Origin of the sequence: Bacteroides faecichinchillae JCM 17102, assembly GCF_000614145.1 — a bacterium.
GTDB classification, from domain to species: Bacteria; Bacteroidota; Bacteroidia; order Bacteroidales; family Bacteroidaceae; genus Bacteroides; species Bacteroides faecichinchillae.
Genome location: NZ_BAKK01000005.1, coordinates 44,540 through 64,753 on the forward strand (window position 1 = coordinate 44,540; position 20,214 = coordinate 64,753).

Below are 20,214 nucleotides of genomic sequence, written 5' to 3' on the forward strand. Positions count from 1 at the left end.
GTGATTTCTGTGCCCATAGCGCAACAAAAATACAAAAAATAACAATAGAAAAAAGAAGTTTAAAACCTTTTATTGGGGAAGAGTTTACAGTATAAATCAAAAAATAAGGAAATGGCGTTTTAAACAAAAGAGAAGATTTTATCGTTCATAACAAAAAGTTTGAAATGATTACCGAAATAATAGATAGAAAAATGCAAATTAATAAGTAACTTTGCAGAAAATTGACTGAATATAATTATGTGGATACTCATAACTGGTCTGGTGTTGCTGGGCATCATTGCACTGATTGCCGGGATAATCCGCAACCAAAGACTGCAAAAGAAAATAGAAAAAGGCGAACTGGATCGAATGCCTGAAGTGAAAGAAGCAGATGTAGAATGCTGTGGACAACATGAGGTATGCGAGAAAGAAAGCTTGTTGGCTGCCGTCAGCAAAAAGATTGAATATTACGATGACGAAGAACTGGATCAGTTCATCGGACGTGCCGGAGATGCTTACACCGAAGAAGAAACCAACCAATTCCGTGATGTATTGTACACTATGCAAGATATAGACGTTGCCGGATGGGTGCGAAGCCTCCAACTTCGGGGTGTTGAGTTGCCGGATGAACTGAAAGATGAAGTTTTTTTAATTATCGGAGAACGCAGAACATTGCATTCATAATTCAAGGTTAAAGAAGTGGATTTACTACAATATACATTCTTTCAACATGCCCTATTGGGAAGTTTGCTGGCAAGCATCGCCTGCGGAATTATCGGTACTTATATCGTTACCCGTCGCTTGGTGTTTATCAGCGGAGGAATTACCCATGCCTCTTTCGGAGGGATAGGATTGGGGCTGTTTACCGGAATCTCTCCGATATTATCAGCAGCCATCTTTTCTGTACTATCCGCTTTCGGAGTAGAATGGCTCAGTAAAAGGAAGGATATGCGTGAAGATTCTGCTATTGCAGTCTTCTGGACCCTAGGGATGGCTCTAGGTATTATGTTCAGCTTTCTATCTCCGGGGTTTGCGCCCGACCTTTCGGCTTATCTTTTCGGGAACATTCTAACCATCAATCAAGCAGACTTATGGTTACTGGGTATATTAGCTCTAATAATGATCGGATTTTTCTATTTATATATCCGCCCTATCGTATATATCGCTTTCGACCGGGAGTTTGCCCGTTCTCAAAAAATTCCCGTAGAAATATTCGAGTACCTGTTGATGATGTTCATAGCATTGACCATCGTCGCTTGCTTACGCATGATAGGTATTGTATTGGCTATCTCATTACTTACCATTCCGCAAATGACAGCCAATCTCTTTACTTACAGTTTTAAAAAAATTATCTGGTTATCCATCGTCATCGGTTTTCTGGGATGTTTGGGGGGACTATTCATTTCCTATCATTGGAAAGTACCTTCCGGTGCTTCCATTATCTTCTTTTCTATCCTGATTTATGCTGTTTGTAAAATCGGGAGAAGCTTCATAAAAAATAGTTAGATTAAAAAGTTAGCATATGGAAATCAAAATTCAATCGTTAGAAAACATCCATGAAGCAGCCCGCGAATTCATCGCTGCGATGGGAGACAACACTGTTTTTGCGTTATATGGAAAAATGGGCGCAGGCAAGACTACATTTGTCAAAGCACTCTGTGAAGAACTAGGCGTTTCGGACGTCATCAGTTCTCCGACTTTCGCTATTGTCAATGAATACCGTTCGGATGAAACGGGCGAATTGATTTATCATTTCGACTTTTACCGTATCAAGAAACTGAGCGAAGTATATGATATGGGATATGAAGATTATTTCTACAGTGGCGCCCTTTGCTTTATCGAATGGCCGGAACTGGTGGAAGAACTATTACCGGGAGACGCTGTAAAAGTGACCATCGAAGAGTTGGAGGATGGAAGCAGAATTATCAAACTATGACCGGACAATATATCGTACAAGGAATCTTTGCGCTGGCGGGAATCACTTCCCTGCTGGCAGCATTGTTCAACTGGAACTGGTTTTTCACGACACGCAATGCACAATCTATCGTCCGGAATGTGGGGCACAATCGGGCACGACTTTTCTATGGAATATTAGGAATTGTGCTTATCGGTATGGCTACTTTCTTCTTTATCGAGACACAGAAAACACTTGGATTATAAATTTAGTTCCAACTGGTAAAACTACAATAATTGTCTTGACTTTATCTCCAGATATTTATTGATTACGTCAATAGACAGATTCTCAGGAGTAGTCAGCAAGGAATAAATTCCATGCTGTTTCAAAGTAGAAACAATCAGTCTCTTTTCAAAAGCAAATTTCTCGGCAATTACATGCCGGTAGTATTCTTCAGTATTTTGTGCAGGAGCAGCAATATAGGCTTTCAAATCCGCATCTTCAAAAAAGACAACTAATAAACGATGCTGGCGATTCAACTGTTTCAAATAAGTTAGTTGCCGATTCATACTACTGATATTAGTAAAATTCGTATATAAAATCAGAAGGCTTCGTTTACTAACATGCTTATTCATGTGAACACAAAGAGCAGAAAAGTCTGTTTCACCAAAAGTCGTATGCTGACTATACAAACTTTCAAGGAGAGTCTGCATGTGTCCGGGCTGTTTAGAAGCCGGAACAAACGAATCAAAATGTTCGTCAAAGGTTACCAAACCTGCTTTATCTTCTTTTTGTAAAGCCACATAAGATAGCACTAAAGAAGCATTCATCGCATAATCAAGCAATGTCATTCCACGAAAAGCCTGTTGCATGATCCTCCCCTTATCAATCACATTAAAAATCTGTTGAGAACGTTCATCCTGATAAACATTCACCATTAATTGATGTCGGCGGGCACTGGCTTTCCAGTTGATTGTCCGATAATCATCTCCTTTTACATAATCTTTTATCTGCTCAAACTCTGTATGATGTCCTATCCGACGTATACGTTTAATTCCCAGCTCAGTAAGATTATCATTAATAGCCAGCAACTCATACTGGTGCAACATCAGATAAGAAGGATATACCTTGATTTCCAGAGGTTCACCACAAGTGTAACGTCGTGAAAGCAAACCGATCTGCAAGGTTACAAAGACTCTGATATGTCCAAAGCCGTAAACACCCCGTCTCGTTGGTCGCAGTGAATAAATAATTGTTCTTCCTTCATTCGCTTGCAACTTTATCTTAAAATCAATATCACGTTTCTGAAAGATAAAAGGAATCTCATCAATAATATCCAGAGATACCGAGCGTGGATAACTACTTTCTACACGGATATTCACTTCATTGTTATCTCCGTTTGAAAAACGGTCGGCACATCGACGATATGCTCTTATCCCATGAATACTATAAAGTAGAAATCCGTCTATCAACGCCATCAGAAATAAGATAACAAGAGCTATTTGCCCTATTATAAACAATGGAGCAAATACATATCCGCTACCCAATAACAGGATAACCAGAACAAGGGCAATATAAAAACGGCGAGTGAGGTACAAATCCTTAAATTATAAATTATACAAATTGATTTAACAGCTAAGAGAATATTATTTCGGCACTTCCACCCTATCAATCAATCGTTGAGTAACCTTAACAGGAGAATATCCCTCCATCTCAGCTTCCGCAGTCAAAATCAAACGGTGTTGAAGCACAAAAGGAGCTACAAACTTAATATCTTCCGGTGTCACAAAATCACGACCTTGTAGCAAAGCATATGCTTTAGAAGACTGCAACATGGCAACTGAGGCACGTGGAGAAGCTCCCAAATATACCGCCTTACTGGTACGGGTCTGTTGTACAATCATCGCAATGTATTGGAGCAATGTACGATCTACAAAAACCTGCCCCATCAATGCCCGGAGCGCTAATAACTCCTCACGAGTGATTGCTGGTACCACATTATCCAATTTTACCAATGAAGTATTTGTATGATGACGTTCCAAGATATTCACTTCCTCGTCCAAGGACGGATAACTCATCGTTATTTTCATTAAAAATCGATCGAGCTGTGCCTCAGGAAGCTTATAGGTACCTTCCTGTTCTACAGGATTCTGAGTAGCAAGAATGGTATAAAGGTCGCCCATCCGATACGTCATCCCGTCAATGGTTATCTGACGTTCTTCCATGACTTCAAACAGAGCAGCTTGTGTCTTTGCAGGTGCACGGTTAATCTCGTCCACCAATACAATATCAGCGAAAATAGGTCCTCTATGAAAATCAAAATCATTGTTTTTCATGTTGAATACTGTAGTACCCAATACATCACTCGGCATCAAATCCGGAGTGAACTGAATACGACTAAAGTCTGCGTCTACCAAGCGGGCAGTCAATCGGGCCAACAAAGTCTTAGCAACTCCCGGCACTCCCTCAATCAAGATATGACCATTAGCAAGGATAGCAGTCAGCACCAAATCAACTGTTTGTTCTTGTCCAACAATAACGGAAGCAATCCTATCCTTAAGTTCTTGTATCTTCTCGGAAAAAAGCGTTAAATCTATCCGTTGTTCTGTATTCTCTTCCATATATTTTTTCTTTAGATATGATTCATTATTTCATTCATTTTATCAATAAATCGTTTCATCTCTTCCGCCGACAAAGTACGTCCTCCATAAATCACCGGTCTGATTTCACGAATAAATTTCCCAATTACTTCCACATCCATACCTGTTTTTTGAGCAATCTTAAGAAACGAGTGCTCATCATCGGTCACTTCTTCAATATCTACCTGTACTTCTCTTCTTAACTCTTCTGCAAAATAAGTAAACTTCTTATGTACCAAGTTGGCATGATCATTCTTTTGATAATAAAGTGTACCTATCAATTTAGTAAATTCCAGCGATCTATTCTCCGGTTCAGGAATCACAGGTATCGCTCTTTGCCTCCTTTTTGCAGTAAATATCATGAAAAGCAATATTGCAATCATAGTTAGGTATATGGCCCAACGTAAAGGACGCTGAGAGAGGAAATAACTGAAAGGCGATTCCTGCAATTGTTCTATTCCTTGCTGATATGCCGCTGTACGCACTATAGGCAAGTTTTTCATTCTTGACAATAACCGGAAAAGATAAGTTGCGTTGTCTCCATCCAACACACCATAATTCGTAAAAAGCAAAGGCGTAGACACTAAAATGATTTCCCCTTTCCCCCATGGACGGACAAATGCCATTGAAGGATGATAATTTCCATATACATTGGTTGTATCTATATCAGGCATAAATGCCTCCAAACCCTCTGTCAAATCTTTTTCTGCCAAATTCTGAAAAGGCAATGAATAATAGTCACGAAAATAAGAGCTACATAGAATTGGATAAAAACAAAATACTTGTCGAGAATAAACAGTAGTATCCCCTACCCAATAAATACTATCCTTTTTTGCTAATGAAGACGCATACTTTTTCATCATCAACGGACTAAAATAAGAATAGGAACAAGTAAACTTCAAAGTATCTTCCAATTCCTTACCAAAGGAAGTACTTACCAACATAATCTTATTCCCCCGTTCAGCCATTTCCAACAAAGACTCTACATCCAGTTCACTAAACCTCAGAGACTTATCCACTATCAATATAGCCCGATTATGTAATGTGTCTTCCTGTTCCAATTGATAAAATGTTTTGGACGAGAGAGAATAGCCAAGAGGTAAAGAAGATGACAATATACTATCGAACAATGCGCATCCGAAAGGTTGTTTATCATAATGACTAAAAGTTGGAGTCCACACAAATTTCTTTGGCATACGATATTCCACTGCAAACATCACCAGCAGAAAAGCCGTAATACCCAAAATAAACCAACGACTTCCTTTCACGAAGCACCTCCTTTCCGGATCTCCTCTTGCAAAGTTTGCATTATACAGAAAAGTTGCTCCGTTGCTTCAAAATTTCCATAACGAACCCGCAGAAAATGATTTGTCAGTTCACGAAAGGCAGGCATTCGTACTTCGCTATTATATTGAGTAGCTGTTTTATACGGTTGCCAATCAATACGTTTGGCATCACTCAAGTACTTTAATGTCTGTAAATAAAGCAAACGTATAGCTTCCCGATAATCACTACGCGCAAGTGCGTCAGCAATTCCTTCCGGGAAATCAACTCCATAAATTGTATCCTCTTCTATAGTATATGGTAAAGCACTTTTAGGCGAACGCATAAAAAATCCGGGGCGTTTCCGGTAAACAAACCAGATAATCAGAAGCAAAATAACAATAGCAATACATATTAAAATCAACTCTGAATATTGCTCCGAAAAGCGGCCACCAAATATCTTACGTAATAATTCCCCAAACCGCTGGTTAATCCATTCAAAGAAATTAATCTCCGGAGTAATCAACTCACGATTATAGTCATAGGCAGGATCAGATTGCCAGACAGCAATCTGTGCCGTATCACAAACCAACGTATCTATAGAGGAAGTTATCATCCAGTTCAAATTCCGGTTTTAAAGTTTATCAAAATTATCAATATCATTTTCCACAGTCACACTATCTACAACTTCCGATGCATGACCATATTGATAAGCCAATCCGATCAAAGTAAATATCATTGAAAGATATGCACCGAATGCCTGAATAATGCCCAACAAATAAAGCAAAAAACTATATCCCACTGATACAGTTGCCGTACTTCCTGTATCACTCATTGCAAAAAAGTACTTTATTACTGTAGCCACATACCAAGGACCCATAGTCACTCCTTGTAACACACTACCAATAATTCCCATTATAATAGAAATTAAAAATATGCCTCCCCATGTTGCAAATCCCAATCGAAAAGTTTTTCCCAATGCTGCCATTATTGTAATATCTTCAAATAGATAAATAGGAGCAAATAACGCGAGTGGTACAGAAAAAGCAATCAAAAGTGGAATAGTAAGGGCCAATGTATACATCGACAAATACATTAAGACACCTATCGGAATCATCGCTAACACAACTAATACAGTACTTACAACCATTAACAGCAACATGCGACCAATATTACGGAGCAACAAAGGCTTTAATTCTCTCAACGTAACACCTTGCAACCCTCCTTCACGCTCATTATAAGTACGTATTAATGTATACACTAGCGAAGATAGCATAGCTGTCCCAATCAAATACAGCAACATATACAACGCATAGTATGTCATAAACCCGGCCAGCATTCCTAAATCAGAATTTGCCACAGCACTATTGGCAAGAGTAGTCATTGTCATAGCCCCGCCCATAAGCCCGTTTAAACTTAATGCCTGTATAAGACACAACGGTAAAATCAAATAAGTAGTTAACTTCAACAGCGGTTTCCAATTTTCTTTTATAAAATCAAAAGCTGCGTTCAACTTCTCGCCAAAAGGACGTTTAACATACAGTGCAATTTTAGGTTTCTGTAATTCCATTTTTTTTCCTATTAGGTAAATAAATATAGTAGAAAATAATAAAAGCCAACGATGATAAGATCAATCCAAGCCGTAAAAAGTCAGGAATATCTGTATGACGGGTGACAAACCCCTCTATAAATCCCGCTAAAATGAATACAGGTATCGTACCCACTATAATCTTCAATCCTCTTTTTGCTCCCCGACGGAATGATTCTAATCTAGAATATGTTCCTGGAAATAGCCAGCCATTACCTAAAGCTATTCCTGCAGCACCGGCTACAATAATCGCCCATAGCTCAAGCGTGCCATGCAAAAAGATTGCCAGAGAAGATTCCCAAAGCAAATCATGCTGATAAAAGAATGCTTGAAAAGCACCTACCATAATCCCGTTCCTCAAAAGGATATATCCTGTACCGAAACTAGTTAATAATCCCATTGCAAAACAATGAAAAGATACCATTATGTTATTTAATGTAATACCTAGAAACATAGGAATTTCGGAAGAGCCGTCATATACAGCCATCGGCTCTCCATTCGCTATATTGTTCAAAGTCATATCTACGTACCGATCTCCTAAAATCAATCTAACGAAATCCGAATCATTCACAGATGACAACACACCAATGAATACACTTACCATGAAAACACAAAAGGAGATCAATAATTCACGACGAGCATCATACATTGTTTGTGGAACCTCACGAGTCCAAAAAGTGATAATCCGCGTCCATTTCTCACGCTTATTCCGATAGATCTCGTTATGCAACGAAGAAGCAAGATTATTCAGATAGATTGTAATACGGGAGTTAGGAAAATGGGTTTGAGCAAATGCCAGATCAGCAGTCAGATCCGAATAAACATCGGCAAGTTGATCAGGGGACAAACGTTTAGCCTGTTCCACTACCTTCTCGGTATCTTTCCATTTATCAATATTCTGACGGATAAACGTTACTTCCTTCATGCCTTTCACGAGTGTTCGGATAAGATTTGTCCGAAACCGAAAGCAAAAGTAAGAGAATTTTAATATATTTGCAACGGAACCATAAAAATGTTTAATCAAAAATGGCAGAATCTACAATTATCACCGGACAATTCGTTCGTATCAGCCAAACGCCCGCCAGTATAGGTGAACGTTTCATAGCATTTCTCATCGATTATATTTTGATTGTAATCTATTTGATGTCTACCATTACTCTTTTACTCAATTTTTATACCCCACGAGATTTCAACGCTGTTATATATACGTTCCTCATTATCCTTCCAGTACTTTTTTACTCTTTTCTTTGTGAAACATTCAATCAAGGACAGAGTTTCGGAAAAAAGTTAATGAATATCCGCGTCGTAAAAATAGATGGTTCTACTCCCGGTATTAGTTCCTATTTACTTCGTTGGTTGTTGTTTCCCATCGATGTTCCTTTGACCGGAGGTTTAGGAGTCTTATCTGTCATATTGACCAAGAACAATCAACGTTTAGGAGATCTTGCTGCAGGAACTATGATAATTAAGGAGAAAAACTACCGGAAAATACATGTCAGCCTGGATGAGTTTGATTATCTGACAAAAGATTATCATCCTGTTTATCCGCAATCTGCTGACTTATCATTGGAACAGGTCAATGTAATTACTCGCACATTGGAATCAAACAAAAAAGATCGTGAACGCCGTATCATGATGTTGGCAAAGAAATTACAAGAGCTTTTGTCTCTCACCCCTTTAGATTCCAATGGAGAACGTTTCTTACAAACTGTTCTTAGAGATTATCAATATTATGCTCTAGAAGAGATTTAAGTACACAAAAGCAACAAACTATTCCTATCCTTTAAAATACCTTCTGGAGCGTTCGTTTCAGCGTTGTGATTTGCTTTCAAATTAGTATCTTTACATCGTTAGAAACAACTGATAAACTAGTAGGAACAAATATCTTAATGTTGAAGTGAACCCCGAAAGTTTTTTGTCCAACTTTCGGGGTTCACTTCAAGAAGGCACACCTTCCATTTAATCTTTATCTACACGGAATAGACTTTTTAGTCTTCCTCCTCCAGAGAGTCAGTATACTCCATTTCCCCCTGAACCACAAAAAGAATTTCTTCAGGATCAAACTCACCCATTTCGTCCTTTTTGGCTTCTTTCACGATATACTCAACGATAGCATCCAAGTCTATCTCAACGTAGCCGTCTGCATCAGGTTGAGCATCAAGGATACCACTTTCTGAATAGTATTCATCAATTAAATCGAGAAAATAGTAAAGCTCATCGTCCGAGAACTTCTCTTTCAGTTCTTGAGGCAGATAATTCCTGATGTATTCGATGGTCTTTTCGTCATCAACATCCTCAAATAAAAATTCGTCTTCCACTCCCATGATTTTTAAGTGTTAAGTGATACATTTATAAGTATAATGAAAACTTCCTTTACAGAAGTTTCTTCACTTTCTCCACAAATACCGGTTTGCCGACAGCACCTACCTGCTTATCAACAACTTCACCATTCCTAAAAAACAGAACAGTTGGGATGTTACGGATACCGTATTCAGCAGCCACATCACTATTTTCATCTACATCACATTTGCCGATGAGTACCTGCCCTTCAAATTCGGTTGCCAATTCCTCTATGATAGGAGCTACCATTTTACAAGGGCCACACCAAGGAGCCCAAAAATCTACTACAACCGGCTTACCTTCTGCAATAAGCTCTTTATAGTTGCTATCTGTAATTTCTAAAGCCATTTTGTTTAAATATTAAGTGTTAATTATAAATGATTTCTAATTGATTTCCGCTACAAATATAATCAATTTATATGGAAAGCTAGTTCAGGACGCTCTTTTAAATAAGTTATTAAATCTCGACCGACCGAAAGTTTTATAGGACGAGAGATTAAATCAACCGACATACGATTAGCATCAGAATCATCCGTAACTTTAAAATAAAGTTCCGTTTTACCGGGATGTTCCTTTGTTAATGTAGCCAATTCTGTTACTAATCCCGAATTGAGTATTGATAAAGGAATTAATATAGTAATTTTCTGTATCAACTCTTCTTTTACGTCCGGCAACAGTTCCATAGAGGTTATTTTTATCTCTAATTCATCCTGTCGCCATTGCTTAGGCTGGCAACGAGCTTTGATATACAGGAATGTTCCTTCATTTAGATATCCCTGATAAGTCACCCAATCATTTCCCCAAAATGGCAACTCGGCAGATCCGGAATAATCTTCAATCTTGGCAATACCATACGGATTGCCATTCTTGCTAACCCCTCTTCGCACACTGGTTACAATACCTCCCATTGTTATCTCACGTCCTGCTAAAGCTGCTTTATCATCCAAGTCGGCCATGCGTGTATTACAAACATGTTCCAGAACAATAGAAAATTCATCCAACGGATGAGCCGAAAGATAGATACCAACCAAATCACGTTCACGATTCAAGCGGTCAAGATCACTCCAACGCTCCACATCTTGAGGGATTTCAGGAGTAGCCACATCAATCACATTTTCACCACCAAAAAGAGAATTGACAGCTGCTGATTTATCCGCCTGATATCGGTTACCATAGCGCATTAATGTTTCCAAGAACACTTCACCCTTTGAATTAACAGCAAAATACTGTTCACGTTTTAACTCCGGGAAACTGTCAAAACCTCCGGCAAGTGCCAGGCATTCCATATTTTTCTTATTACAAGCATTCAGATTGACACGTTGCACAAAATCAAAGATACCTGTGAAAGGCCCGTTCTTCTCGCGCTCCTCCATTATACTTTGTACGGCAGCTTCACCTACGCCTTTCACTGCTCCCAATCCGAAACGGATATTACCATCATGGTTTACCGTAAACTTAAGGTTACTCTCATTCACATCCGGTCCCAGTGTCTGAATCCCCATTGCCTTACATTCGTCCATCAACTTAGTGATATCGGTAATATTCGACAAACTTCGGCTCATCACAGCCGCCATATATTCCGGTGGGAAGTTTGCTTTCAGATAGGCAGTCTGATAAGCACCCACGAATAACAAGTAGCATGTGATTTATTGAAAGCGTAAGAAGCAAATTTTTCCCAGTCAGTCCAGATTTTCTCAAGTACTTTCGGATCGTGACCGTTCTTTCGACCACCTTCGATAAACTTTGGTTTCATGTGATCCAGTTTATCACGCAGCTTCTTACCCATCGCTTTACGAAGTGCATCCGATTCACCACGAGTGAAGTCAGCCAACAGACGTGACAAAAGCATCACCTGTTCTTGATAAACAGTAATACCATACGTATCTTTCAAGTACTTCTCCATCACCGGAATATCATATTCGATCGGCTTACGACCATGTTTACGGTCAATAAAATCAGGAATATAATCCATCGGTCCGGGACGATAGAGAGCATTCATGGCAATCAAGTCCTCAAAAGTAGAAGGCTGTAACTCACGTAGGTATTTCTGCATACCGGCAGATTCAAACTGGAAAGTACCAATAGTACGTCCGTCACTATATAGCTTATAAGTAGCAGGATCTGTAATATCTATCTGGTCTACATCAATCTCCAAGCTACGACTCAAACGGATGTTTTCGACTGCCTCCTTTATAATAGAGAGAGTCTTCAATCCGAGAAAGTCCATCTTAATCAATCCCGTATCCTCAATGACTGAACCTTCATATTGAGTAACCAGCATCTTCTCTCCCGTTTCCTTATCGTCCGCTGTACTCACAGGTACCCAGTCGGTGATATCATCACGACAAATAATTGTACCACAGGCATGTACACCTGTACCACGCACGTTTCCTTCGAGCATTTTAGCATACTTAATCGTATCCCGCACCAAAGGATCAGAAGACGCTTCAGCAGCCTGTAATTCCGGAACATATTCAATAGCATTCCGTAGATTCAGTTTCTTATCGGGAATTTTATCCGGGACGAGCTTTGCCAAACGATCAGATTCAGAAAGAGGCAACTTTTGTACACGAGCAACATCTTTGATTGCCAGCTTGGTTGCCATCGTACCATAAGTAATAATATGAGCTACTTTCTCCTGACCATACTTATTAGTCACCCAACGAAGCACCTCACCACGACCATCATCATCGAAATCGACATCAATATCAGGCAATGAGATACGGTCCGGATTCAAAAAACGCTCAAACAGCAAATCATACTGGATAGGGTCGATCTTTGTAATCCCCAGACAGTATGCAACAGCCGAACCGGCAGCCGAACCACGTCCTGGTCCTACCGATACCCCCAATTCCTTACGGGCAGCATTGATAAAGTCCTGCACAATCAAGAAGTACCCCGGGAAACCCATCGTCTTCATAATATACAACTCAAAGTTCATACGCTCTTTGACTTCATCCGATAGAGGCTCACCATATATTTTTTTGGCTCCGTCAAAAGCCAACTTGGCCAGATAATCGCCTTCCAATTTGATACGATACAATTTATCATACCCTCCTAGACGCTTGATTTTTGCCACCGCATCCTCCTCACTCAAAACTACATTTCCATGTTCATCCTGAGTAAATTCATCAAAAAGATCTTTTTCCGTAAATTTCTTCCGATATTCCTCTTCCGTTCCAAAATCTTCGGGAATGGCAAAAGTAGGCATAATAGGAGCATGATCAATAGAATATATCTCTACTTTGTCCAAAATCTCCAGTGTATTACTTAAAGCTTCGGGTACATCTGCAAAGAGTTCATTCATTTCCTCACGGGTCTTCATCCACTCCTGTTTAGTATATAACATACGGGACGGATCATCCAAATCCTTACCTGTACTCAAACAGATCAATCGGTCATGTGCTTCGGCATTTTCTTCATCTACGAAATGAACGTCATTAGTGCATATCAACTTAATGTTGAACTTCTGTGCATATTCCTGCAAGTACTTGTTTACTTTTACCTGTAACGGGTAACATTCGTGATTAGCACGAGGAACCGTTGCCTGATGGCGCTGCATCTCCAAATAAAAATCATCGCCAAACAGATTCTTATACCATTGGATTGCTTCTTCTGCTTCAGCAAACTGATCATTAGTAATCCGTTTGGGTATCTCTCCACCCAGGCAAGCCGAGCATACGATCAAACCTTCGTGATACTTTTCCAACTCACTACGGTCAGTACGTGGACGCATATAGTATCCACGTGTCCACGCGTGCGATACTAATTTAATAAGATTATGATAACCTTTCTCATTCTTGGCCAACACAATCAAGTGATAGCCACTTTGATCGGGTTTGCCCTCTTTCAGTTCCATTGTACGGCGTGCAACATACATCTCACAACCGATTATCGCTTGAAAATCTTATTCTCCGCCTCTACTATTTTAGCTTTGCAAGCAGCAATCTCTGCCTCTTTATCTTCGCACTCTACCGTACCTGCTTCAATTCCTGCAATTTTCTTTTTCAGATCCTTGATTTCTCCTTTCGGACCACTGTTTTTCTTATTGACGTAATTCGTAAATTCCTTGATACCGAACATATTTCCATGATCGGTCACGGCAATACCTTTCATTCCATTTTGCATGGCTTTATCAACTAGACGAGCCACGCTAGCTTGACCATCCAAAAGAGAATATTGCGTATGGACGTGTAAATGAACGAAATCCTGCATAATGATAAGTAGTTAAATTGAAGGCATAAAATTACTACCTCCCTTGTTATAAACAAAAATAATCCTCAAAAAGTTATCAACACTTGCATTTCTATGCTCATTTACTTGCTGATTTTTTAAATTAAGTATATTTTTGCACACAATATCATTAAACAGCATTCATGGGCCGACTAAAGAAATTAAAAAAGATACGAATTCACCACGAAGGAACACATATATTATGGGCTAGCTTCTTGCTACTGCTATTAATTAATGCGGCTCTTTATTGGGGAATCGATTGCAAAATACCTTTTTACGTAATAGCAGTAGCCAGTATCACAGTTTATCTGCTGATGGTTAATTTCTTCCGCTGCCCCATCCGTTTATTCGGAAAAGATACAGAAAAAATAGTTGTTGCTCCTGCCGACGGTAAAATTGTCGTTATCGAAGAGGTAGAGGAAAATGAGTATTTTCACGATCGCCGATTGATGATCTCCATTTTCATGAGTATCGTAAATGTACATGCCAACTGGTATCCAGTAGATGGTACCATTAAGAAGGTGGCACATCACAACGGTAACTTTATGAAAGCTTGGTTGCCAAAAGCCAGTACAGAGAATGAGCGTTCTACAGTAGTTATCGAAACCCCTGAAGGAGTGGAAATACTTACCCGCCAGATTGCCGGAGCCGTAGCACGTCGTATTGTTACCTATGCGGAAGTAGGTGAAGAATGCTACATTGACGAACACATGGGATTTATCAAATTCGGTTCACGTGTAGATGTATATCTTCCTATCGGCACAGAAGTCTGTGTCAGCATGGGACAATTAACTACGGGTAACCAAACGGTTATTGCCAAACTTAAATAATCTGGTCAAAATGACAAATGTTATTAAGAACAACATACCAAATACAGTAACCTGCCTAAACCTTTTCTCCGGCTGTATCGCTTGTATCATGGCTTTCAAAGCCCAATATGAGATGGCACTATTTTACATCATTTTAAGTGCTATTTTTGATTTTTTTGACGGTTTGCTGGCACGTGCTTTAAATGCTCATTCTGTAATTGGAAAAGACTTAGATTCTTTGGCTGACGACATTAGTTTTGGTGTGGCTCCTTCAATGATTATATTCTCTTTATTTAAAGAGATGTACTATCCAGCAAATATCAGTTTTATAGTAGCTTATCTGCCGTATACCGCTTTCCTGATTTCTGTTTTCTCAGCATTGCGTTTAGCTAAATTCAATAACGATACACGTCAGACCAGTTCTTTTGTAGGTCTGCCTGTCCCCGCAAATGCTTTGTTCTGGGCTTCTCTAGTAGTAGGAGCACACGATTGGTTAGTTTCAGATAACTGCCATCCTGTCTATCTGTTGATTCTGGTTTGTCTGTTTTCGTGGTTACTTGTGTCAGAAATTCCGATGTTTTCTTTGAAGTTTAAGAATCTATCATGGAGCAGCAATAAAATAAGTTTCATTTTTCTGATTGTATGTATTCCATTCCTCATTTTCCTAGGTATAAGTGGGTTTGCTGCAATCATCGTCTGGTACATTTTACTTTCACTTTTTACAAGAAAAAGTAAATAAACAATCTCTTGGCACGTTTGTTGTACTATTAGTTTTAGCAAGTACAATATTAAAATCATAGCCCAATGTATATAATTTTATTCTTCTTTATATTTCTAGGTGTTATTCTCTTATTTGGTCTCTCAATTGTTGGAGCCATTTTAAGAGCTATTTTCGGATTTGGACGAAGCTCTTCTTCTCGACCAAGACAAACCGGATATAGCAATAGTAGTCAGCAACAACGTTCCGGTTATAATTCTACCACAAATAATTCATCTGATAATACAGAAGAAGTCGTCTCAGAAAATAACAGGTCGCGTAAACATAAGAAAATATTCTCGAAGGATGAAGGAGAATATGTGGATTTCGAAGAAATAAAGGAGGATAAATAGTTATTTATCCTCCTTTATTTTTCGACTATATTATTCCTTTCATTTTCGTTTAGATAAAAAGAAGTCTTTCATTAATCCTGCACATTCATCCGCCAATATCCCTTCACAACAACTGTTTTGGGATGCAACGCTTGAGCTGCATATTTCTGATAACCCCGTTTTTCATCTTCAGCACCGAAAACAAGTTTAGCAGTCTGTGCCCAGGCAATAGCTCCAGCACACATCACACAAGGCTCTACAGTAACATACAAGGTACATTCATTCAGATATTTGCCTCCCAATACATTCGCAGCAGCTGTAATCGCCTGCATTTCAGCATGAGCTGTTACATCATTCAAGGTTTCCGTAAGATTATGTGCACGTGCAATAACCCGCTCTTTACAGACAACTACCGCACCAACAGGAACTTCTCCACGTTCACCTGCTTTGCGTGCCTCAATCAGGGCTTGTTTCATAAAATAGATATCATCCAGCATAGTATCAACGTCTCATATCGTGTTCTCCGAAAAGTGTAGGATAATCTTCTTCCATATTTTTATGAATAAACATGAGAATCGTTTCGCGAAGCCAGCGCGATTTGTTCGTTATCTTATATTTCTCCAGATAACGATCAACAATCTGCTGTTCATCTTCGCTTAACAAAATGCTCATACGCCGTTCTCGTTTAACACTCTCGACGTGCATCTTCAAGCACTTTTTACTTCTTTTTCTCATATCATCTGCAAAATTACTTTTACTTCTGTAAAAACAAAGAATAAAAGCAGTAAATTTGCGAAAAAAGATGGCTGAACATAATGAATTAGGGAAGGCTGGTGAAAATGCCGCAGTTGCTTATCTTGAGGATAACGGTTACGTCATCCGGCACCGGAATTGGAGAAAAGGACATCTCGAACTTGATATTGTTGCAGCAAAAGAGAATAAGTTAGTGATCGTAGAGGTCAAGACTCGTAGCAACACACAATTTACCATGCCGGAAGATGCTGTTGATCTACCCAAAATAAAACGAATTGTACGCGCAGCCGATACTTATATAAAATTATTTCAGATTGATGCCTCCGTACGTTTCGATATCATTACGGTAGTGGGTAACAAAATAGATTTTAAGATAGAACATATAAAGGAGGCATTTTATCCTCCTCTATTTTAATAAAGTATATGTATGAATGTAGAAATAATTAGAGAATATTGCTTAAGTAAAAAAGGAGTAACTGAGTCTTTTCCTTTTGATGATGTATCACTCGTCATGAAGGTGATGAATAAAATGTTTGCTCTTATCGACTTGGAAGAAGCAAAAACAATTTCATTAAAATGTAATCCGGAGCGGGCTATCGAACTACGTGAGCGTTATTTCGGGATTGAAGGAGCCTATCATTTCAATAAGAAATACTGGAATAGTGTTCGTTTTAACAGTGATGTAGATGATAAATTAATGAAAGAATTAGTTGATCATTCCTACGAAGAAGTTATCAAGAAGTTTACAAAAAAGTTACGTGCCGAATATGATGCTCTCCTCTGATAAATTTCCTTTTCGTTTAGTTCATTTAAACGAAACAAGTTCTACAAACAGCTATTTGCAAGCCCTTTGCATCCAACAGCCAGTAGAAGAACTGACTACAGTCATTACCGACTTTCAAACAGCCGGAAGAGGGCAGCGTGGCAATTCCTGGGAATCACAGATCGGTAAGAATCTTCTATTCAGTTTTGTCCTTTTCCCGAAGTTTCTGGAAGCACGTCGGCAGTTTCTAATTTCTCAAATTATATCTTTGGCAATTAAAGATGAATTGGATATTTATACTACGGATATCTCTATCAAATGGCCGAATGATATTTATTGGAAAGAGAAAAAAATATGCGGTATGCTGATTGAAAATGATTTGATGGGAAAACTGATTAATCAAAGCATTGCAGGAATCGGTATCAACATTAATCAGGAAACATTTTTCAGTCAGGCTCCCAATCCTGTATCATTACTACAGATCACTCAGAAAGAATACGACATATTTACAATACTAAAAAACATTATGATCCGTATTCAGGATTATTATACTCTACTTCAACAAAATCAGGTTGAATTGATTGCCAACCGTTATAAAGAGTCTCTTTTCAGAAAAAACGGTTTACATCTGTATAAAGATGCTAATGGAATATTTCTTGCACGTATTGTTCAGGTAGAACCGGAAGGAAGATTAATATTAGAAGATGAAGGACTGAAAAAGCGAGATTATATGTTTAAAGAAGTAGAATATATCTTAGAAAGATAACTAGTTATAAAACAAAACATTATCTTTGAGGAAAATGTTATATTAACAAAGCTCTGATTTATGAAAACAAAATTAATTTTCTTGTTACCACTATTACTTTTATTTATTAATTGTACCGATTCTGATACAGATTCCAGTTCATTGAAACTTTCCGAATCTACTTTTAAAAATGTAGATGGAAACGGTGAAACATTAAGAATAAATATTGAAAGTAATTCTGCTTGGAAAGTAAGTAGCGATCAACAATGGTGTATTCCTTTTCAGGAAAAAGGAGATAGCGACGGAGAATTAGTTCTATCTGTTGTCGCCAATCTGGATGGTAGCTCCAGAGATGCTACGGTAACAATTATGAGTAGCAAAACCAGCAAAAAGATTCAAATAAATCAGAAAGCTTTAAACAGCACAGCCAAAGAGTATCACTACAAGCTTCCAATTATCTTTCATGTCTTTTATGAAGACAAAACAGACGCCTTGCAATATGTCAATCCAAACATTCTTTCCGAGATAATCACAGAGGTCAATAAACTCTATAAAGATGCCAATAAAAGTATAGATATGAATCTGACTTTTACACTTGCAACAATTGATCCCGAAGGGAATGAAATGACTACTCCAGGCGTGGAATATATTAAATGGCCAGAGAGTTATCCTATAGACTGTGAGAAATTTATGGAAGACGAAACCAAAGGATATGTAAATTATCTATGGGAACCTAACCTTTATATAAATGTAATGGTTTACAATTTCAAACGGACTAAATCCAATAGTATTATTTTAGGCATATCCAACCTACCGTTTTCCACTAAAGGAAATAATTTTCTGAAAGGACTTGTCGAAACAGACAAATCTTTCCTCAGGAAAAGTAATTTGAAATTTCCGTATTGTGTATCCATCAACAGTATTTATATCAACGATCATACCATGGATGGAAATATTAATGCGACTGTAGCACACGAACTTGGACATTATTTAGGATTACATCATGTATTCAATGAAAGAAACGGTGAGACAGTAAATGCTTGTGTCGATAGTGATTATTGTGAAGACACTCCCCCTTATAACAAGTTTGAATATGATAATTTCGCAAGAGAGAATTACGGTTCCTCTTTCTCGATACTCGCCTTGCGGGTTAATTGCAATACGGGAGAGCAATTCACTTCGCGCAATATAATGGATTATTCTTATAGTTATTTGAATCAATTTACTTCTGACCAATTTTCGCGTGTTCGCCATGTATTGATGTATAGCCCATTAATACCAGGTCCCAAGATAGGACAATCTACAAGTGCACGTGCTGTAAGCGATGGACCACTTGATTTACCAATACGTATTGTGAAATAAATAACAGAAAAAGAGGTGAACCGTATCAACGATTCACCTCTTTTTCTATAGATAGTATCTTATCCAATGTCTTTTTAGCTTCTGTAGAAGGAAATTTCTGAACTACCTTTTTCAAAGAAGCTCTCGCCTTCTCATATTCAGCGGAGAACAGCCGGAACAATCCATCCCGATAACGCGCATACTGCATCTTTGTAGGAGAAGAAATCTTATTATATTCATTTTCCATTTTCTTCTTTTCCTGTTCTCCCATCAAAAAGTAATAATTACCCAGAAAGATATTTGCAGCCAGATTATCGGAATCAATCTTCAGTAATTGCTCATAGATACGCAAAGCATCTTTTTCTTGTCCCCGGCAAACCTGCATCTCAGCACAAGCCTCGAGATAATCGACATTATCAGGACTCTTCTGCAACAATTCCTTATAAAACAAATATGCTTTATCGTAATTACGGTTCTTTTTAAAAGCCGTCGCCATTTCATTCGCCAACTTAGGACAAATGGGACTATTCTTTTCCACAGTTGTCCAGTAATACATTTCGGATCGGTTGATTTCCAATTTGATAGCTTGACGAAAATAACTAACAGCTTGTCCCTGCTGATTTGCTTCGATAGCAGTTGATACCTTAGACAACATATCTTCTACCGTTTGAGCATTCAGCATCAACGGAATTGTCAATAAAGAGAAAAAAAGGATAGTTAAGGTTCTCATAATCTGCTATATTGTTATTTAGTTTGCAACATTACAAAGATACAATAA

22 protein-coding genes and 2 pseudogenes are annotated in these 20,214 nt (G+C 38.4%); 12 read left to right on the top strand and 12 right to left on the bottom strand.

Annotated features, from left to right (window positions below):
• Positions 1-237 precede the first annotated feature (237 nt).
• The 4 genes from JCM17102_RS03830 to JCM17102_RS03845 are packed head-to-tail and all read left to right on the top strand — an operon-like array spanning position 238 to position 2,139.
• Complete coding sequence (locus JCM17102_RS03830; RefSeq protein WP_025074057.1) at positions 238-663, top strand: hypothetical protein; 426 nt, start codon at positions 238-240, stop codon at positions 661-663.
• A gap of 15 nt (positions 664-678) precedes the next feature.
• Complete coding sequence (locus JCM17102_RS03835) at positions 679-1,485, top strand: metal ABC transporter permease (RefSeq protein WP_025074058.1); 807 nt, start codon at positions 679-681, stop codon at positions 1,483-1,485.
• 16 nt (positions 1,486-1,501) lie between these two features.
• A complete protein-coding gene (gene tsaE, locus JCM17102_RS03840) occupies positions 1,502-1,915 on the top strand; it encodes a tRNA (adenosine(37)-N6)-threonylcarbamoyltransferase complex ATPase subunit type 1 TsaE (RefSeq protein ID WP_025074059.1) in 414 nt (137 codons plus the stop codon).
• Entirely contained in the window at positions 1,912-2,139 is a 228-nt protein-coding gene (locus tag JCM17102_RS03845; protein WP_025074060.1) for an immunity 17 family protein, read from the top strand. Before tsaE ends, JCM17102_RS03845 begins: the two co-directional genes overlap by 4 nt.
• Positions 2,140-2,160: 21 nt before the next feature.
• On the opposite strand, the gene JCM17102_RS03850 is transcribed toward JCM17102_RS03845, so the two are convergent.
• Genes JCM17102_RS03850 through JCM17102_RS03875 form a run of 6 tightly spaced genes read right to left on the bottom strand, consistent with a single transcriptional unit; the run spans position 2,161 to position 8,288 of the window.
• Positions 2,161-3,471, bottom strand: a complete 1,311-nt coding sequence (locus tag JCM17102_RS03850) for a DUF58 domain-containing protein (RefSeq protein ID WP_025074061.1) — start codon at positions 3,469-3,471, stop codon at positions 2,161-2,163.
• Between the two features lie 48 nt (positions 3,472-3,519).
• Positions 3,520-4,494 carry an AAA family ATPase gene (locus JCM17102_RS03855; protein WP_025074062.1) on the bottom strand — a complete coding sequence of 325 codons (975 nt, stop codon included), beginning with the start codon at positions 4,492-4,494 and terminating at the stop codon, positions 3,520-3,522.
• An 11-nt stretch (positions 4,495-4,505) separates the two neighbouring features.
• On the bottom strand, positions 4,506-5,780 hold the full coding sequence (locus JCM17102_RS03860; RefSeq protein ID WP_025074063.1) for a DUF4350 domain-containing protein: 1,275 nt from the start codon (positions 5,778-5,780) through the stop codon (positions 4,506-4,508).
• Complete coding sequence (locus JCM17102_RS03865) at positions 5,777-6,391, bottom strand: DUF4129 domain-containing protein (RefSeq protein ID WP_025074064.1); 615 nt, start codon at positions 6,389-6,391, stop codon at positions 5,777-5,779. Before JCM17102_RS03865 ends, JCM17102_RS03860 begins: the two co-directional genes overlap by 4 nt.
• Positions 6,392-6,409: 18 nt before the next feature.
• Complete coding sequence (locus tag JCM17102_RS03870) at positions 6,410-7,345, bottom strand: hypothetical protein (RefSeq protein WP_025074065.1); 936 nt, start codon at positions 7,343-7,345, stop codon at positions 6,410-6,412.
• Entirely contained in the window at positions 7,326-8,288 is a 963-nt protein-coding gene (locus JCM17102_RS03875) for a stage II sporulation protein M (RefSeq protein WP_025074066.1), read from the bottom strand. The genes JCM17102_RS03870 and JCM17102_RS03875 overlap by 20 nt, the downstream gene beginning before the upstream one ends.
• A 101-nt stretch (positions 8,289-8,389) precedes the next feature.
• Here JCM17102_RS03875 and JCM17102_RS03880 point away from each other — a divergent pair, with 101 nt between their 5' ends.
• Positions 8,390-9,115 (top strand): RDD family protein, encoded by a 726-nt coding sequence (locus JCM17102_RS03880; protein ID WP_025074067.1) that lies wholly within the window; start codon positions 8,390-8,392, stop codon positions 9,113-9,115.
• A gap of 236 nt (positions 9,116-9,351) precedes the next feature.
• Here the strand turns inward: JCM17102_RS03880 and JCM17102_RS03885 are convergent, their stop codons facing one another.
• The 3 genes and pseudogenes from JCM17102_RS03885 to dnaE form a co-directional block, all read right to left on the bottom strand.
• Positions 9,352-9,687, bottom strand: a complete 336-nt coding sequence (locus tag JCM17102_RS03885; protein ID WP_025074068.1) for a hypothetical protein — start codon at positions 9,685-9,687, stop codon at positions 9,352-9,354.
• A gap of 49 nt (positions 9,688-9,736) precedes the next feature.
• Positions 9,737-10,051: a thioredoxin gene (gene trxA / locus JCM17102_RS03890; RefSeq protein WP_025074069.1), complete on the bottom strand. Its 315-nt coding sequence runs from the start codon at positions 10,049-10,051 to the stop codon at positions 9,737-9,739.
• A 62-nt stretch (positions 10,052-10,113) separates the two neighbouring features.
• Positions 10,114-13,918, bottom strand: a pseudogene (gene dnaE / locus JCM17102_RS26080) (DNA polymerase III subunit alpha).
• Positions 13,919-14,079: 161 nt separating this feature from the next.
• Between dnaE and JCM17102_RS03900 the strand changes: the two are divergent.
• From JCM17102_RS03900 to JCM17102_RS03910, 3 genes are all read left to right on the top strand, one after another.
• Positions 14,080-14,766: a phosphatidylserine decarboxylase family protein gene (locus JCM17102_RS03900; protein WP_025074070.1), complete on the top strand. Its 687-nt coding sequence runs from the start codon at positions 14,080-14,082 to the stop codon at positions 14,764-14,766.
• A gap of 10 nt (positions 14,767-14,776) precedes the next feature.
• The gene (gene pssA, locus JCM17102_RS03905) at positions 14,777-15,484 is read left to right on the top strand and encodes a CDP-diacylglycerol--serine O-phosphatidyltransferase (protein WP_025074071.1); all 708 of its coding nucleotides are present in this window, start codon (positions 14,777-14,779) and stop codon (positions 15,482-15,484) included.
• Positions 15,485-15,549: 65 nt separating this feature from the next.
• Complete coding sequence (locus tag JCM17102_RS03910; protein ID WP_025074072.1) at positions 15,550-15,855, top strand: DUF4834 family protein; 306 nt, start codon at positions 15,550-15,552, stop codon at positions 15,853-15,855.
• 39 nt (positions 15,856-15,894) lie between these two features.
• Here JCM17102_RS03910 and JCM17102_RS26085 read toward each other — a convergent pair.
• Together JCM17102_RS26085 and JCM17102_RS03920 are read right to left on the bottom strand one after the other, a co-directional pair.
• Positions 15,895-16,331: pseudogene (locus tag JCM17102_RS26085) on the bottom strand (nucleoside deaminase).
• 4 nt (positions 16,332-16,335) lie between these two features.
• Positions 16,336-16,569 carry a hypothetical protein gene (locus tag JCM17102_RS03920; protein ID WP_025074073.1) on the bottom strand — a complete coding sequence of 78 codons (234 nt, stop codon included), beginning with the start codon at positions 16,567-16,569 and terminating at the stop codon, positions 16,336-16,338.
• Positions 16,570-16,636: 67 nt separating this feature from the next.
• Between JCM17102_RS03920 and JCM17102_RS03925 the strand changes: the two genes are divergently transcribed.
• Genes JCM17102_RS03925 through JCM17102_RS03940 form a run of 4 tightly spaced genes read left to right on the top strand, consistent with a single transcriptional unit; the run spans position 16,637 to position 19,457 of the window.
• Positions 16,637-17,002, top strand: coding sequence for a YraN family protein (locus JCM17102_RS03925; RefSeq protein WP_025074074.1), 366 nt, complete (start codon positions 16,637-16,639; stop codon positions 17,000-17,002).
• A 12-nt stretch (positions 17,003-17,014) separates the two neighbouring features.
• Positions 17,015-17,371 carry an MmcQ/YjbR family DNA-binding protein gene (locus tag JCM17102_RS03930; protein ID WP_025074075.1) on the top strand — a complete coding sequence of 119 codons (357 nt, stop codon included), beginning with the start codon at positions 17,015-17,017 and terminating at the stop codon, positions 17,369-17,371.
• Positions 17,355-18,116: a biotin--[acetyl-CoA-carboxylase] ligase gene (locus JCM17102_RS03935; protein ID WP_025074076.1), complete on the top strand. Its 762-nt coding sequence runs from the start codon at positions 17,355-17,357 to the stop codon at positions 18,114-18,116. The genes JCM17102_RS03930 and JCM17102_RS03935 overlap by 17 nt, the downstream gene beginning before the upstream one ends.
• 60 nt (positions 18,117-18,176) lie before the next feature.
• Positions 18,177-19,457, top strand: a complete 1,281-nt coding sequence (locus JCM17102_RS03940) for a zinc-dependent metalloproteinase lipoprotein (RefSeq protein ID WP_025074077.1) — start codon at positions 18,177-18,179, stop codon at positions 19,455-19,457.
• Positions 19,458-19,482: 25 nt separating this feature from the next.
• Here the strand turns inward: JCM17102_RS03940 and JCM17102_RS03945 are convergent, their stop codons facing one another.
• The gene (locus JCM17102_RS03945) at positions 19,483-20,166 is read right to left on the bottom strand and encodes a tetratricopeptide repeat protein (RefSeq protein WP_025074078.1); all 684 of its coding nucleotides are present in this window, start codon (positions 20,164-20,166) and stop codon (positions 19,483-19,485) included.
• Between the last annotated feature and the right edge of the window lie 48 nt (positions 20,167-20,214).

Coding starts and splice junctions, on each gene's coding strand:
- JCM17102_RS03830 (WP_025074057.1), top strand. CDS start 238: ATGTGGATACTCATAACTGGTCTGGTGTTGCTGGGCATCATTGCACTG.
- tsaE (WP_025074059.1), top strand. CDS start 1,502: ATGGAAATCAAAATTCAATCGTTAGAAAACATCCATGAAGCAGCCCGC.
- JCM17102_RS03845 (WP_025074060.1), top strand. CDS start 1,912: ATGACCGGACAATATATCGTACAAGGAATCTTTGCGCTGGCGGGAATC.
- JCM17102_RS03855 (WP_025074062.1), bottom strand. CDS start 4,494: ATGGAAGAGAATACAGAACAACGGATAGATTTAACGCTTTTTTCCGAG.
- JCM17102_RS03865 (WP_025074064.1), bottom strand. CDS start 6,391: ATGATAACTTCCTCTATAGATACGTTGGTTTGTGATACGGCACAGATT.
- JCM17102_RS03870 (WP_025074065.1), bottom strand. CDS start 7,345: ATGGAATTACAGAAACCTAAAATTGCACTGTATGTTAAACGTCCTTTT.
- JCM17102_RS03875 (WP_025074066.1), bottom strand. CDS start 8,288: ATGAAGGAAGTAACGTTTATCCGTCAGAATATTGATAAATGGAAAGAT.
- JCM17102_RS03880 (WP_025074067.1), top strand. CDS start 8,390: ATGGCAGAATCTACAATTATCACCGGACAATTCGTTCGTATCAGCCAA.
- JCM17102_RS03885 (WP_025074068.1), bottom strand. CDS start 9,687: ATGGGAGTGGAAGACGAATTTTTATTTGAGGATGTTGATGACGAAAAG.
- trxA (WP_025074069.1), bottom strand. CDS start 10,051: ATGGCTTTAGAAATTACAGATAGCAACTATAAAGAGCTTATTGCAGAA.
- JCM17102_RS03900 (WP_025074070.1), top strand. CDS start 14,080: ATGGGCCGACTAAAGAAATTAAAAAAGATACGAATTCACCACGAAGGA.
- pssA (WP_025074071.1), top strand. CDS start 14,777: ATGACAAATGTTATTAAGAACAACATACCAAATACAGTAACCTGCCTA.
- JCM17102_RS03910 (WP_025074072.1), top strand. CDS start 15,550: ATGTATATAATTTTATTCTTCTTTATATTTCTAGGTGTTATTCTCTTA.
- JCM17102_RS03920 (WP_025074073.1), bottom strand. CDS start 16,569: ATGAGAAAAAGAAGTAAAAAGTGCTTGAAGATGCACGTCGAGAGTGTT.
- JCM17102_RS03925 (WP_025074074.1), top strand. CDS start 16,637: ATGGCTGAACATAATGAATTAGGGAAGGCTGGTGAAAATGCCGCAGTT.
- JCM17102_RS03930 (WP_025074075.1), top strand. CDS start 17,015: ATGAATGTAGAAATAATTAGAGAATATTGCTTAAGTAAAAAAGGAGTA.
- JCM17102_RS03935 (WP_025074076.1), top strand. CDS start 17,355: ATGATGCTCTCCTCTGATAAATTTCCTTTTCGTTTAGTTCATTTAAAC.
- JCM17102_RS03940 (WP_025074077.1), top strand. CDS start 18,177: ATGAAAACAAAATTAATTTTCTTGTTACCACTATTACTTTTATTTATT.
- JCM17102_RS03945 (WP_025074078.1), bottom strand. CDS start 20,166: ATGAGAACCTTAACTATCCTTTTTTTCTCTTTATTGACAATTCCGTTG.